Here is a 13,563-nt window from a genome sequence, read left to right as displayed (position 1 = left end):
ACTTCGGTGCCTGAGCCCCGTCTGGAGAGATCCATGACGGGGCTTTTCATTTCTCTCCTGGCAGTTCCGTGATTTGCCATGACGCCAACAACATGCGATGATCCGCGCGTAATGGATTTCCCCTCAGGCCTGCTGACACTCCCGGGCCGCACCTTCTTACATTTTCTCGCCTATCTCGGACAACTCGCAGAGCTCATGCGCGAGCTGTCGATCGCCGTACGGTCGGGCGTGTGGCGTCTGCGGCTGGTGGCGCAGCAGATCGTGGCGATCGGCTACGGCTCCCAGGCGGTGGTGATTGTGACCGGAGCGTTCACGGGCGCGGTGTTTACCTTCCAAAGCTACGCCAAGTTCAAGGACTTCGGCTTTGAAACGACGGTGGGCGCGGTGGTCTCCGTGGCGCTGTGCCGTGAACTGGGCCCCGTGCTGGCAGGGCTGATGGTGGCCGGCCGCGTGGGTGCCGCCATGGCGGCAGACATCGGCACCATGAAGGTGACGGAGCAGGTGGATGCCCTGCGCGTGATGGGTGTGCATCCGGTCGACTACCTGGTGCTGCCGCGCTTCCTGGCGATGATGGTGTCCATGCCCTTTCTCGTGGCGGAGAGCATTTCCTTCGGCCTGTTTGCCTCCTACCTGGTGACGAGCTTTGGCTATGACATGCCTTCCGCGTGGTATCTCAACCACATGCTGGAGCACACCAACATGGACGACCTGAACATTGGCATGATCAAAGGATTCGTGTTTGGCATGCTCATCACTTTGATCTCCTGCCATCAGGGTCTGTCGGCGGAAAACGGAGCGGTGGGAGTGGGCGCAGGCACCACCCGTGCGGTGGTCATCTCCTCGCTGGTCATGCTCATCGTCAATTTCTTCCTCTCCCTGCTGCTGAACTACATCTTCCCCATCGGCACCGTCTGACCATGGCTGACACACCTCCCAGCACGACGCCGTCTCCTGCCGAGAACAATGGCAGCCCCCACTTCATTGAACTGCGGGGCGTGTACAAACGCTTTGGCAGGCAGGAAGTGCTCAAGGGCATCAACCTCACGCTGCAGCATGGCGAGACGCTGTGCATCATCGGTCCCAGCGGTGAGGGAAAGACCGTGATGATGAAGCACATCATCGGCCTCATCAAACCGGACAAAGGCGAGATCTTTGTCGATGGCGTGCATGTCAACCGGCTCAAGGAACGCGAGATGGCGCCTATCCGGCAGAAGGTGAGCATGCTCTTCCAGGGCGCCGCGCTGTTTGACAACCTGACCGTGGAGCAAAACGTGGCCTTCCCGCTGCTGGAGCATGGTGTGCGGGATCGCGCGGAGATCGACCGCCGCGTGCGTGAAGCCCTGCAGGCGGTGGATCTGGACGAGCACCGCACCAAATATCCGACCGCCCTTTCCGGTGGCATGCGCAAGCGCACTGGCATCGCCCGCGCCATCATTGACCACAGCGAGTGCATTCTCTACGACGAGCCGAACTCGGGCCTGGACCCCATTGGCTCGGACATCATCGACCAGATGATCGCGCGCATGCAGAAGCGCTACAACATCACCTCCATCATCGTGACTCACGACATGCGCAGCGTCTTCAAGATCGCCAACCGCGTAGCCATGCTGTATCGTGGCGAGATCCGCTTCCTCGGCACGCCTGATGAACTGCGCAAGACGGACGATGAAATCGTGCAGAATTTCATCAACGGTCGTTCCGACATCACCTGTTGAACCCCGCTCTTTCATCCCCATTCTTTATCCCCCTTTTCTTTTCTTCTCATGATGGACAGCGACAAAAAAACCGAAATGCTCGTGGGACTATTCTTGTTCGTCGGGCTGCTGCTGCTCGGCGGACTGATCCTCACGTTTGGGCGTGTGCGCGAAGTCTTCAAGGACACCTACCACCTGCGTGTGGCCTTTCCGAATGCCGCCGGCATCAAGGAAGGCTCTCCGGTCTTCCTCGGCGGATCGCGCGTGGGCAAGGTGGACAAAAAGCCACAGCTCAATGAAACCTTCACAGGCGTGATCTTGGATCTGGAGCTCTTCAAAGACGTGATGGTCCCCGCAGACGCCACGTTTGCCATCGGCTCCGCGGGTTTGATGGGCGACGCTCTGGTGGAGATCAAGCCGACCGGCAAGCAGACCGATGTCTTCCTGCCACATGACTATGACAAGATCATCGAAGGTGAAAAAGGTGGCGGGCTGAACGACCTGCAGACGCAGGCTGAAAAAGTCGGCAAAAAGGTCGATGTGGTGCTGGACGATGTGCGCGTGGCCCTGAAAGACGTGCAGGATTCCATGAGCAAGGTGAACAAAGAAGCGCTCTCCGACACGACAATCCTCCATTTCAAAGAAGGCATCGAGCACCTGAACAACACCCTGAAGCGGGTGGATGACAAGGTGCTCGGGGAAGAAAACGCGCAGACCCTGAAGACCGCGCTTTCCGAACTCAAGGACGCCGCGACCAGCTTCAAGAGCGCAGCCAAAAACATCGAGGAGTCCAGCAAGAGACTCGGACCCATGTTTGACAAGCTGGACCCCGCGATCACCAAGGCAGACAAGGTGATGGCCGAAGCTGACGCCTCCCTGCAGTCCATCCGCAAAGCCGCCGATGGTTTTGCTGCTGCGGCTGCGAACATCTCTGCCGGCAAAGGCTTGCTGGGAGCACTCTCAAACGACCAGCGCCTCATGAATGACTTCCGCGACCTGATCTACAACTTCAAGGTCAACGGCCCGCTGTGGTACAAAGACACGGCGGAAAAGATGCGCGCGGAAGAAGCGAAAAAGCAGCTGGAAGGCGCACCGCCGAAGAAAGGAATCTTCAGGTAAGGGTTCACTTCGCCCCCAGGGAGCCAGCGAACATAAGAAGTTATACCACGTTCCGTTGAAAGCAGGTCTGCAGGGACGGCGTCATGACCAACAGCGCAGACGCGAGCGCGAAGCGTTTTGGAGTGCGCCGGACCTCCGGCGCTTTCGGAAGTCTCGTGGTCTGCGCAAAGCTCCAGAGGACTGGAGCACTCCAGCAACTGTGTTTTAAGCAAGGCTCATTTTTGGGTTTTTAATGGAGCTGTTCAGCAGCACCACAAGCTTTCGGGAGCAGGCCGCCAGCGCGACTTTGCCGGGCTTGCCAGCAGCGCGCAGCCGCTGGTAAAAGGCTTTGAGAAGAGTATTTTTGCGCACTGCTGAGAGGCATGCGAGGTAAAGCGTGCGACGCGCCGGGGCGCGACCTCCGCTGATATGGCGCTGGCCGCGCCAGCGGCCGCTGTCACGATTGAAAGGAGCCAGCCCTGCGAGCGCTGCGGCCTGGGCCCGGTTGAGGCTGCCAAGCTCCGGCATCTGCGCACACAGACTCAGGGCGCTGCGCCAGCCGACGCCCACCACTTCGTCGAGTCGTGCGGACTTCTCTGTCAGGGCGGCGCTGGCGGCGGCGGTTTTGCGCATGAGCTGCTCGATCTTGTCGATCTCAGAACTCAGGCAGGTGATGACACGGCGCGCCACGGCCTGCAGGCAGCGCTCGGTGGTTTGCAAAAGGCGTGTCTTGTGGCGCGCCCGCTCCTCAACCAGGCTGTCACGCTGTGCGACCAGAAGCGCCAGACGCTGGGTGGCGGCATCAGGCTGAGCAGTCGGCTGCGGGCGCATCACAGCGCCATATTGGGCGAGCATGGCAGAGTCAATGCGGTCAGTCTTGGCCAGGCGGTTTTTGGCGCGGGCAAAGTCGCGCACCAGACGCGGGTTGACCACGCTGAGGGTCACCTTGGCGCGGTGCATGGCATCAGCCAGGAGGCGCTCGTAGCCGCCGGTGGCCTCGCAGATAACATGGACCTTGGCTGCAGATGGATTTTTGGCAATGCGTTTGAGCAGCTGGCGGATACCGGCGGCGGTGTTGGCCACCGAGAAGGACTCGGTGAGAAAGTGGACGTCGAGGGAGTCTTTGGAGACATCAACGCCGAGGTGGACAATGTCAGGGGACATGGTGGAGGATGGGGGTGGAGTTGGTATTGGGGTGGATCAGCCTTGTTATTCGAACACCGTGCCATGTCGTGAGGCAGGGAGACGGGTTCAGGCAACTGTTCGATCTCAAACCGATGAGGCAGCACAAGACCAAGCTGGAGTTCGGACTCGCCGTGAGGCGGTGCAAAGACGCTGGCGGTCATTGTGCTGCCCGGCACCTGGGGGCGGCCGCCCCCAGGTGCCGAAAATCGGCCCCGCATCTTATGCAATGCAGCTCAATGCGGGAACCTGAAAACAACATACAAGAACGCTGGCGCGCCCGCGTCTGCGCTGCGGCTTATATCCTTGCAGCCTTTTTGAAAACAGACCTGTTTTCAACTGATCGTGGTATGACTCCCGATCCCACCATCCAACCGATCGGAGTTCAACTGCCCCGGCTGACAAATCGAAGCCCCGCATCACCCCTGATTCAAAGAGAGCCAACGCATGTATTGTAGTACCGGCTTCAGCCGGTTCTGGAAACGGACTTCACGCAACCAGCCTCCAAACAGACGCCTCGAGTTCGCCTGCTCTGTTTGATTGAGTGCGGAGACGCAGCCCAGACCTGTTTTCATCCCCTTGCACGATCACGCCGGCGTCCATGCTCCCGCCGGAAGCCTGCCATCAAAGCGGCGGAGAGACGGAGAGGCGGACGTATTTGGCCGTGGCGCTGTTGGTGGGAATGACGGCCTTCACCTGCTGGGTGGTGCCGTCATCGCTGAGGATGTTTTGAGTCACACCCGCAGTGCTCCAGCTGCCGGAGGCAAAGGTGTTGATCCATTCCACATTGATGATCAAACCAGCGTTCACCGCCGCAGTGCTGCGCGAGTAGGTGTATTCAAAGTTCGCGCCGTTGACGACCGCCGTATAGGTCAGCTTGCTCGCAGTCGTAGGGTCCAGCTTCAGCGCATACTCGATCAAGTTGGGGATGCCATCTTTGTCATAGTCCGCGTTGTCCGCCGTGTTGCCGGTGTTGGCCGTGGTGCCAAAGTAGGTCTGGCGCCAGCTTTGCAGGGAACTCAGAGTGGTGAAGGTGAGATCCGTGCCATTGGTGGTGCCCGCCGTGCTCGTGCCGTTGACGCGGAAATGGTAGGTGGTCCCCGGCGCAAGGCCGGTCACATTGGTGCTGACACCGGTGGTCGTGCTGCCAGTGACGGTGCCTGGAGTGGCGGCCACATTGGTGCCGTAGCTGGCGGAGGTACCGTAGTCGAAGGACACGGTCGTGCTGCTGTTGTTTGCGACGATGCTGCCATTCAGGGTCACGCTGGTGGAAGTGATGGCGCTCGCGGCCAAAGTGGTGGCACCAGGCGGCGTTGCGGAGGTGGTGAAGTTGGAAACCGGACTGGTGTAGGTGGTCCCCACGCTGTTGATGGCATAAGCCTTGAAGGAATAACCAGTGTTCGGTGCCAGGCTTGCGGCGTTTGCGGTGAAGACGCCGGTTGTGCCGCTGGACATCAGCTTGGTCACTCCGCTGCCATTGATGAGCGGGTCAGGATTGGTGGTGGTGACGGAATAAACGACGCCACGCTCGGTGATGGCAGAGCCGCCATCGCTGGTGACGTTGCCGCCCAGCGTTGCGGTCGTGGAAGTGATGCTGGCGGTGCTGGCAGTGGTCACCGTGGGCGCCTGTGTTGGGGTCGTGAAGGTGGAAACCGAGGTGTAGGTGGTGCCGATGCTGTTGATGGCGTAGGCCTTGAACGAATACCCGGTGTTGGGAGACAGACCGGTGACGGGTGTGGTGAAGATGCCCGTGGTGCCTGTGGTGGTAACTTTGATGACGCCGGCGCCGTTGATGATCGGATCAGGATTGGTGGTGGTGACGGAGTAAACAATGCCTCGTTCTGTGATCGTGGAGCCGCCGTCGCTGGCAACAGTGCCGCCAAGCGTGGCGGTCGTGCCGGTGATGCTGGCGCTGGTGGCGGTGGTCACCGTGGGTGAGAGCGCGGAGGTGGCGAAGGTGGCTGCTGGTGTGGTATAGGTCGTGCCGAGGCTGTTGATGGCGTAGGCTTTGAACGAATAACCGGTGTTGGGAGAGAGGCCGGTGACAGGTGCGGTGAAGACACCCGTGGTGCCTGTGGTGGGAACCTTGATCACACCTGATCCGTTGATAACCGGATCAGGATTGGTGGTGGTGACGGAGTAAACGATGCCTCGCTCAGTGATGGTGGCTCCGCCATCGCTGGCTACAGTGCCGCCGAGAGTCGCGCCCGTGGCGGTGATGCTGGCGGTGGTGGGCGTGTTAACCGTCGGGGCCTGGGTGCTGGTGGTGAAGGAGGAAACTGAGGTGTAAGTGGTGCCGACGCCGTTGGTGGCATAGGCTTTGAAAGAATACCCGGTGCCCGGGGCCAGTCCGGTGGCAGGAGTGGTAAAGACACCCGTCGTGCCGCTGGCCACGAGTTTGATCACGCCTGTGCCATTGAGAGCAGGATTGTTGTTCGTGGCGGTGGGTGAATAAACCACTCCGCGCTCGGTGATCGGCGCGCCGCCGTCGCTGGAGACGTTTCCGCCCAGTGTTGCAGTCGTGGCGGTGATGCTGGTACTGCTCGGGGAAGACACGGTGGGCGCCTGGGCCACAGTCACGGTAAAGGTCTGAGAAACGGAGTTTCCATCCAAATCCGTGGCAGTCACAGTCACAGTGCTCTGGCCGCCGGCAAAACTCGCGAGCTGCAAGGTGCTGCTGCTGTTCCCGGAGCCGTCCACCACAGTGTTGATGCTGGGGGTGACTGCGAAGGCATTGGTGTTGCCGGTGATGGCGTAGGTGAGCACAGGAACATTCTTGGTCGCAGAGGTGATGGAGACGACCTTGGATGTGTCCATCGAGACACTGCTGCTGGAGAGCGGCCAGTCGGTGAGCGTGGTCGTCGGCGACCCGCCGACATTGACCAGCGAGTCCACCATGGGGAGGGCAGCGATGGCCTCTGCCACAGCCATGCCATTGCCAGCGACACGGGCGAAGGCGGTGAAGCCGCCGTTTTGAAGGTCAAGGTTCCCGCTGTTGTCGGCGAGATTGACGAAGAACTGATCGGTGGCGCTGTTTGGATCACTTCCAAGCTTGGCCATGGCCACGGTGCCGCGGGTGTTGGAGTTCACCGGTTCATTGATGGGCGAAGGTGCGGTGACGATGGAGGAAAAGTTATTTGGCGAGGACTGCACCTTGAAGGCGCCGCCTTGCACAATGAAGCCTGGAATGGAGCGGTGGAAGACCGCACCGTCGTATTTGTTCGTGGTATCCGACACGCCGTAGTTGCGGATGTAGCTGAGGAAATTGGCCACCGTCTGCGGGGTGGCGTTCTGGGTCGTAGTGGCCGTGTCGTAGAGAATGAAGTCCATGGTGCCCTGACTGGTGACCAGGCGGGCAGCAGAAGTGGTGTCAGGGTCGGTGAATTTGTCCGAGAGAGGAATGGAGGTATTGCCGCCACTGGCGACGTACTGGGCTGGGATCGTGGTGGCAATGGTGGGAGGCAGCACGACGCGCAGTGTCAGCGTGGTGCTGGCTGTCGCGCCGCCGACAAAGCTGGAGGTCATGGGGCAGTTGGTCACGCCAGGCGCTGTCGGAGTGCCGGTGATCTGGCCGGTGGAGGGGTTGAAGGTGAGACCCCCGGGCAGGTTGGAGATGCTCCATGTACTACGGGAAGCAGCCGCGGTGACCACCGCCTGATAGGTGAAAGGCTGGTTGCAGGGGATCTGCTTGTAGGTGGCGCTGGTGAAACCGTCCTTGGTGGACTTGGTCACCACGGAGGAGAATGCGGAACTGCTGACCGCAGCGCCGTCATTGTAAATGGCGCGCACTTTGAAATCATACGCCTGATTGGGGCTGAGGCTGGACTGTCCCGGACCAAAGCCGCCCAGGGTGATGCTGGTGGCATTGGCGCTGGCGGCGCCGAGTTTCTTGAAGTTGTTTGCCCCGGAGATGCTGTACTGGATTTCATAGCCGGTCTCCGCACTGGAATTGTCCGCCCAGGTGAAAGAGACAGTTGAGTCATTATTCACCGTAGCCGTGAAACCGGTGGGCGCAGAGAATGGTGTGCTGATGGCGTAGGTATTTGAATACGCAGTGAGACTGGTGGGGCTGGCGGACGTACCCTTGAAGCCGCGAATGCGGAATTCGTAGGCAGTGCCAGGCGCGAAGCCGCTAAGGTTCAAATTGGAGACATTAGCGCCTGAGATGTATGCGGTGGCAAAGGCTGCTGGTGGAACGCGGTATTCATAAAAGTACCCGGCTTCCCCAGAGGCGTTATCCACGTTGGCAAACCTCAACGCGGTTTCATTAGTGTTGGTCATCAAGGCGATGGCCGGAGTATTGAAGTCGTAAGTCGAAACGGAAATGAGGTTAGTGTAGGCAGATGTGTTCCCCGCCGTGGCACTTCCGGCATATGCAGCCACCTTCCAGGTGGAAACGCCGTTGGTCGGGAGGCCTAATGCAATGATCACATTACCAGTTCCAGTCGTGGTAGCGGTCGTATAGTTTATGTCACCTGAGAGAACCTGAAAATGCTGTTCCGCTCCATTGTTGAGGGTATAGGTAAGATCAAAGCCGGTTTCGTTGGTCGAGTTGTCATCGAAAGTAAAATAAACCGTGTTGGAATTGGTGGTGGTGTTGAGATCCCTGACAGCGGCACCGAGGGCTGCTGGAGCATTGGGCACAAAAGCATGCGCCGCCGCGGTAAAGAGCAGCAGGCATGAAGTTGCAACGAGCAGACGAAGATCCCTGAGGGAATAAAAACGCAAGGCCATGGTTGGAATGATCTGGGGAAAAAGACGTGCAGACTAACCGCACCAGCCCAAATGCGTCAATGCCAGAAGGCGCAGCATCGATGGTGCCCGTTAGAAGACACATTTGCTGCGGGAATGTTCACCACTTCCCTTGCGCATACGCCAATCCTTTACGCCAGCACGGCGTGCAGGGTGCTTTCATCCTCACGGCACTCTGCCAGGATGAGAGTACGCAGGCGGCGCTTGGCCCGATGCAGAGCGGTGCGCAGGGCACCGCTCTGCGGGCGTGCGGCGCGGCAGCCTCTGACGATGTTTTCCTCCAGGCAGTCCCAGATTTCTCCACGGCCCTGGGCGTGCAGCTCCACACTGCAGGCGTGCAGCGCGCGCTCAAGGACGCCACGGGCCCAGTCGCGGTCGAGTTCGCCGTCCGGAGAGGCGTGGGTGTCCGGAACATCAATGTTCTCGCCATTTTCATCGCTCAGGGAAAAGCAGACCACTCCGCCGCCGCGACGCTGACGGGTTCGGTGCTGCCAGCGTTTGATGAGGTGGGTGCGCAGCCGCGCAAAAAGGAAGGCTGCCTGTTCGCCGTGGTCCACGATGGCGGCTGCGCGCTCGTGCTGGCCCTGCGCGACGAGCTTGGCAAAAAGCTCCTGCACGGCGTCTTCGGCATCGTGCATTTCACAGCCGCGTGCGCGGGCAAAGGCGCAGAGCACGGGCCAGTGGCGGCTGTAAAGCATGGAGGTGGCGTTCAGCACGGAAGAATCCGTGGTATGGCTTCTGCGACTGCTGTGGCTGGGGGCGTGGTCTTCTCCGAGGTGCATGGCGGTGGGGGGTGGTTCTGCGAGTATTGGAACAACCGCGCATGACGCCCGCCTGCGGGCACACATTAATAGGCATTTATCTTCGTGCGTGCCGGTGCGGCCCGCATGAGAGTTCCGGTGTTCCCTCCCTTCCCTCTCCTTTTGCATGAGCGCCCCGGCCAACACCCGCAGCTTCCGCACCCGCCTGGCTTTGCAGACGATGATCGTCGCCGGGCTGCTGGTGGCGGGCTTTGGCAGTGCGGCGTGGTGGTATGCCTGCCAGACGCTGGAGCGCAGCGTGGACGACCGCATCACCACGCCGGCGCAGCGCGTGTGGAACCGCATCGACCCCTATACGACAGATGAGCAGTTCAAGATGATCGCGGATCTCGTGTTTGGCACTTCACCGGACCGCAAGGGCAGCAATGCGGTCCTCGTGGTGCAGGAGCATGCGCAGGGAAAGACCATCTTTGCCACGCCAAACGCGCCCAAGGACCTGGACGTGTACTTCCGCAGCTGCTTCCCGACTTCTGAGGAAATTCGGAGCGCCCCGCCTCTGCCCCAAGGGGACGGCCCGCCGGGGCCTGGCCCTGGAGGCGCTCCCGGACGTGGTCCGCCTGGCCGCCGCCATGAGCCACCGCCACGCAGGGGCGGTGGATTTGATGATCTGCTGGGAACGCCCGGCTTTGACCCTGAGCCGCCGCCGCAGGACCGCAATCTGCCCTTCCGCCCGCAGATGCCCATGGTCCGCGAGCCAACCACTTTCACCGCCCGATCCGGCGGCATCGACTGGCGCTTCGGAGCCTTCAGCAGCCCGAGCTACACCATTTTCATCGGCCTTTCGCTCACGGATTTTTATGCCGAGATCAACCGCATGGCGTGGTGGTACGTGGGCGCGGGCACGCTGGGCCTGCTGCTGGCGGGAGTGGGTGCGCTGTGGACTTCCAAACAGGCCATGCGGCCGCTGGAGCGCGTGGTGGGCACCGCGCAGCGCCTGACAGCGAGCGACCTGGCGGAGCGCATTCCCGTGCAGCGGGATGACAACCGAGAATTTGCCCAGCTGATCGACGTGCTCAATGGCATGATGCAGCGCCTGGAGTGCAGCTTCCAGCAGGCCGTGCGCTTCACGGCAGACGCCTCCCACGAGCTCAAAACACCGCTGGCCATCATGCTGGCGGAGCTGGATGACGCCGTGCGACACGCCACGCCCGGCAGCGCCGAGCACGAGCGCTTTGCCTCCCTCTTTGAGGAAGCCACCCGCCTCAAGCAGATCACCCAAAGCCTGCTGCTGCTCTCCCAGGCCGATGCGGGCCGCCTGCCCACCCACCCGGAAACCTACGACCTCAGCGCCGATCTGGAACGCCTCCTCGAAGACGGTGAAATCCTCTGCGAGCAGGCCGGGCTGACACTGGAGCATCACATCGAGCCGGGGATCATGGCCCATGCGGACCGCGCCCTGCTGCGGCAGGTGTTTCAAAACCTGCTGAGCAACGCCACCAAGTACAACCGCCCACAGGGCCGGGTGGCCCTGCAGCTGGCGCGGCAGGAGGCACAAATCGTCTTCACCGTGACCAACACCGGCCCTGCCATCCCCCCTGAGAACCAGCAGCGCCTCTTCGAGCGCTTCTTCCGTGGCGACAAAGCCCACACCCGCCAGACCGACGGCTTCGGCCTCGGCCTGAACATCGCCACCGAGCTCGCCCGCGCCAACGGCGCTGATTTGCGGCTGGTCAGCTCGAAGGAGGACGAGACCATATTTGAAGTGCGCATGGCCGCGCCAGCAGAGGAAACACAGGCGGTGTGATGCCCTCCAAAGCATGCGGCGGTGAGCAAAGAATCCCGTATGGCATTTCATGGTATTCTTTTCCGCCATTTCACGGTATCCTTTTTTCCCATGCTCAGGTTTACCGTCCTCGTCTCCAGTCTGCTCATGGCGCTCATGTCCGCGCGCGGGATTAGCAGCGTGAAAAAACTCTTCCCCCGCGACGATCTTCCCAAGCTGGCCGCGGTCTATCTTGAATCATTTCCCGTGGCCACAGGCGTCCTGCTTCTCCTGTTTCTCGTGATGCTCATCCAGACCACCCGCGGTCCGCGAAAAAGCCGCTACGACCTCCAGGCATTGGCGCTGATCGCCCTCCAGCTCTATGCCTTGGCCGGCGTCTCCGGCCTGTTCGTCTGCCTCTTTGACCACACCCACATGATCGGGAGCCAACCGGCACACTATGCCCGATCACGCGCCTCCCAGATACCCGCGTGATCAACCATAAACGACTGGTTATCAGCTATTTGACCCGAACAATTCAAAATAATGCCTGGCATTTAGTACGAAATGCCGAACGCCCTAGCAACACACTGAGGTCATGGTCCGCACCGTTCAATGAACGCCGACAGGCGTGGCGTTGTCATCACTAGGTATGACTCCCAAACCAAACCTGACCCCGAAAGAGAAGGAAATTCAGAGCCTCTTCGCCCGCGGCAAATCCCCCGAAACCATCGCCATCCGCATGGGCATGAAAGTTTCCAAAGTGATGATGGTGATCGCGATGCTGCCCAAAATGATGCTCCTTTAATCCCGAGCGACCCAACGCACGGCTCCTCTCTCCGGAACGAAATGGCTTTTCAGCTCACGCCATGATCCCCGGCACCAATTCGCCATGCACATCCGTCAGGCGGAAGTCGCGACCCTGATACCGGAAAGTCAGGCGTTCGTGGTCCAGGCCCAAAAGATTGAGCACCGTGGCGTTAAGGTCATGCGTATGCACGCCGTTCTCGGCGATGTTGAAGCCGAAGTCATCGGTCTTGCCATAGACGGTGCCGGGCCGGGTGCCGCCGCCGGCCATCCACATCGTGTAGGCATCTTTGTGGTGGTCACGGCCCGGTGAGGTCTTGGTGCCGTCGCCATTGGCGCCCTGACGCAGCGGCGTGCGGCCAAATTCCCCGCCCCAGATCACCAGCGTTTCATCCAGCAGACCGCGTTGTTTGAGATCGCGCACCAGCGCGGCCATGGGCTGGTCCACATCCTTCGCTTTCGCGGTGAGTCGTTGCTTCAGGCCACCGTGGTGGTCCCAGTCGGAATCAAACAGCTGCACCATGCGCACGCCGCGCTCGATCAGTCGCCGCGCCAGCAGACAGTTGTTGGCAAAGGAGGCCTTGCCCGGCTGCGCGCCATACATGTCCAGCGTGGCCTTGTTTTCACGCGTGATGTCCATGAGCTCCGGCACGCTGGTCTGCATGCGGTACGCCATTTCATACTGGCTGATGCGCGTGGCGATCTCCGGATCTCCCACGATGCCTAGCTGCTGCTCATTGAGCGCCTTCACCGCATCCAGAACATGTCGGCGGTCTGTGGAGCTGTGTCCGGGCGGATTGCCGAGAAAGAGCACCGGCTCTCCACTGCCGCGAAACTGAATGCCCTGGTACACGCTCGGCAGAAATCCCGTGCTCCACAGCGTCGAGCCCGCGCCGCCGGCGGGGCCGGAAAGCAGCACCACATACGCGGGAAGGTCGCGGTTCTCCGTGCCCAGGCCGTACGTCACCCACGCGCCCATGCTGGGCCGCCCGCCCTGGCCAAAGCCGGTGTGCAGAAACATCTGCGCTGGGGCGTGATTGATCTCATTTGTGTGCAGGGACTTCACCACGCAGATGTCGTCCGCCACCGTGCCCAGGTGCGGCAGCAGCTCGCTCAGCTCCAGGCCGCTCTGGCCGTGGCGCTGAAATTTGAATTCCGTGCCCGCCAGCTTCATCTCGCCGCCGATGAAGGCAAAGCGCTTGCCCTTCGTCAGTTCCTCCGGGCAGGTCTGGCCGTCCATCTTTTGCAGCAGCGGCTTGTAATCATACAGATCCAGCTGCGAGGGCGCGCCGATCATGTGCAGGTAGATGATGTGCTTGGCCTTCGGCGCGAAGTGCGGCCGCGGCCCTGCGATGGCACCGGCTGCGGGCAGATCCCGCGCCAGCATGGAGCCCAGTGCCATGGAGCCAAGCCCCAGGCCGGACTGCCGGAAAAACTGGCGGCGGGAGACATCGAGAAAAGCGGGCGTGGTCATGACAGAGATGAAACGTGCGCCGGCAGGCGGAGA

General features: G+C 60.9%; 10 protein-coding genes. 6 read left to right on the top strand and 4 right to left on the bottom strand.

What is annotated here, in order from left to right:
* The first annotated feature begins 78 nt into the window (after window positions 1-78).
* The 3 genes from ACILSO_RS24110 to ACILSO_RS24100 are packed head-to-tail and all read left to right on the top strand — an operon-like array spanning window position 79 to window position 2,813.
* Window positions 79-915, top strand: a complete 837-nt coding sequence (locus ACILSO_RS24110; RefSeq protein WP_395740031.1) for an MlaE family ABC transporter permease — start codon at window positions 79-81, stop codon at window positions 913-915.
* Between the two features lie 2 nt (window positions 916-917).
* Entirely contained in the window at window positions 918-1,715 is a 798-nt protein-coding gene (locus tag ACILSO_RS24105; RefSeq protein ID WP_395740030.1) for an ABC transporter ATP-binding protein, read from the top strand.
* A 48-nt stretch (window positions 1,716-1,763) separates the two neighbouring features.
* Window positions 1,764-2,813: an MlaD family protein gene (locus ACILSO_RS24100; RefSeq protein WP_395740029.1), complete on the top strand. Its 1,050-nt coding sequence runs from the start codon at window positions 1,764-1,766 to the stop codon at window positions 2,811-2,813.
* A gap of 204 nt (window positions 2,814-3,017) precedes the next feature.
* Here ACILSO_RS24100 and ACILSO_RS24095 read toward each other — a convergent pair whose 3' ends face one another.
* The 3 genes from ACILSO_RS24095 to ACILSO_RS24085 all read right to left on the bottom strand — a co-directional run bounded on the left by ACILSO_RS24095 (window position 3,018) and on the right by ACILSO_RS24085 (window position 9,508).
* On the bottom strand, window positions 3,018-3,956 hold the full coding sequence (locus ACILSO_RS24095; protein ID WP_395740028.1) for an IS110 family transposase: 939 nt from the start codon (window positions 3,954-3,956) through the stop codon (window positions 3,018-3,020).
* Window positions 3,957-4,598: 642 nt separating this feature from the next.
* Window positions 4,599-8,708, bottom strand: coding sequence for a fibronectin type III domain-containing protein (locus ACILSO_RS24090; RefSeq protein WP_395740027.1), 4,110 nt, complete (start codon window positions 8,706-8,708; stop codon window positions 4,599-4,601).
* Window positions 8,709-8,857: 149 nt separating this feature from the next.
* Window positions 8,858-9,508, bottom strand: coding sequence for an RNA polymerase sigma factor (locus ACILSO_RS24085; protein ID WP_395740026.1), 651 nt, complete (start codon window positions 9,506-9,508; stop codon window positions 8,858-8,860).
* A 145-nt stretch (window positions 9,509-9,653) separates the two neighbouring features.
* On the opposite strand from ACILSO_RS24085, the gene ACILSO_RS24080 reads away from it, so the two are divergent.
* The 3 genes from ACILSO_RS24080 to ACILSO_RS24070 all read left to right on the top strand — a co-directional run bounded on the left by ACILSO_RS24080 (window position 9,654) and on the right by ACILSO_RS24070 (window position 12,057).
* Window positions 9,654-11,291 carry a sensor histidine kinase gene (locus ACILSO_RS24080; RefSeq protein WP_395740025.1) on the top strand — a complete coding sequence of 546 codons (1,638 nt, stop codon included), beginning with the start codon at window positions 9,654-9,656 and terminating at the stop codon, window positions 11,289-11,291.
* Window positions 11,292-11,381: 90 nt separating this feature from the next.
* Window positions 11,382-11,744, top strand: coding sequence for a hypothetical protein (locus ACILSO_RS24075; protein ID WP_395740024.1), 363 nt, complete (start codon window positions 11,382-11,384; stop codon window positions 11,742-11,744).
* Window positions 11,745-11,901: 157 nt separating this feature from the next.
* Entirely contained in the window at window positions 11,902-12,057 is a 156-nt protein-coding gene (locus tag ACILSO_RS24070) for a helix-turn-helix transcriptional regulator (protein ID WP_395740023.1), read from the top strand.
* Between the two features lie 54 nt (window positions 12,058-12,111).
* Here the strand turns inward: ACILSO_RS24070 and ACILSO_RS24065 are convergent, their stop codons facing one another.
* Window positions 12,112-13,530, bottom strand: a complete 1,419-nt coding sequence (locus tag ACILSO_RS24065; protein WP_395740022.1) for a DUF1501 domain-containing protein — start codon at window positions 13,528-13,530, stop codon at window positions 12,112-12,114.
* Window positions 13,531-13,563: the final 33 nt, after the last annotated feature.

Source organism: Prosthecobacter sp. (genome assembly GCF_044226605.1).
In the GTDB taxonomy this organism is placed as follows: Bacteria; Verrucomicrobiota; Verrucomicrobiia; order Verrucomicrobiales; family Verrucomicrobiaceae; genus Prosthecobacter.
Note: the sequence above shows the minus strand (reverse complement) of the source record. Positions and strands in the feature narration are given on the sequence as shown.

Coding starts and splice junctions, on each gene's coding strand:
- ACILSO_RS24110 (WP_395740031.1), top strand. CDS start 79: ATGACGCCAACAACATGCGATGATCCGCGCGTAATGGATTTCCCCTCA.
- ACILSO_RS24105 (WP_395740030.1), top strand. CDS start 918: ATGGCTGACACACCTCCCAGCACGACGCCGTCTCCTGCCGAGAACAAT.
- ACILSO_RS24100 (WP_395740029.1), top strand. CDS start 1,764: ATGATGGACAGCGACAAAAAAACCGAAATGCTCGTGGGACTATTCTTG.
- ACILSO_RS24095 (WP_395740028.1), bottom strand. CDS start 3,956: ATGTCCCCTGACATTGTCCACCTCGGCGTTGATGTCTCCAAAGACTCC.
- ACILSO_RS24090 (WP_395740027.1), bottom strand. CDS start 8,708: ATGGCCTTGCGTTTTTATTCCCTCAGGGATCTTCGTCTGCTCGTTGCA.
- ACILSO_RS24085 (WP_395740026.1), bottom strand. CDS start 9,508: ATGCACCTCGGAGAAGACCACGCCCCCAGCCACAGCAGTCGCAGAAGC.
- ACILSO_RS24080 (WP_395740025.1), top strand. CDS start 9,654: ATGAGCGCCCCGGCCAACACCCGCAGCTTCCGCACCCGCCTGGCTTTG.
- ACILSO_RS24075 (WP_395740024.1), top strand. CDS start 11,382: ATGCTCAGGTTTACCGTCCTCGTCTCCAGTCTGCTCATGGCGCTCATG.
- ACILSO_RS24070 (WP_395740023.1), top strand. CDS start 11,902: ATGACTCCCAAACCAAACCTGACCCCGAAAGAGAAGGAAATTCAGAGC.
- ACILSO_RS24065 (WP_395740022.1), bottom strand. CDS start 13,530: ATGACCACGCCCGCTTTTCTCGATGTCTCCCGCCGCCAGTTTTTCCGG.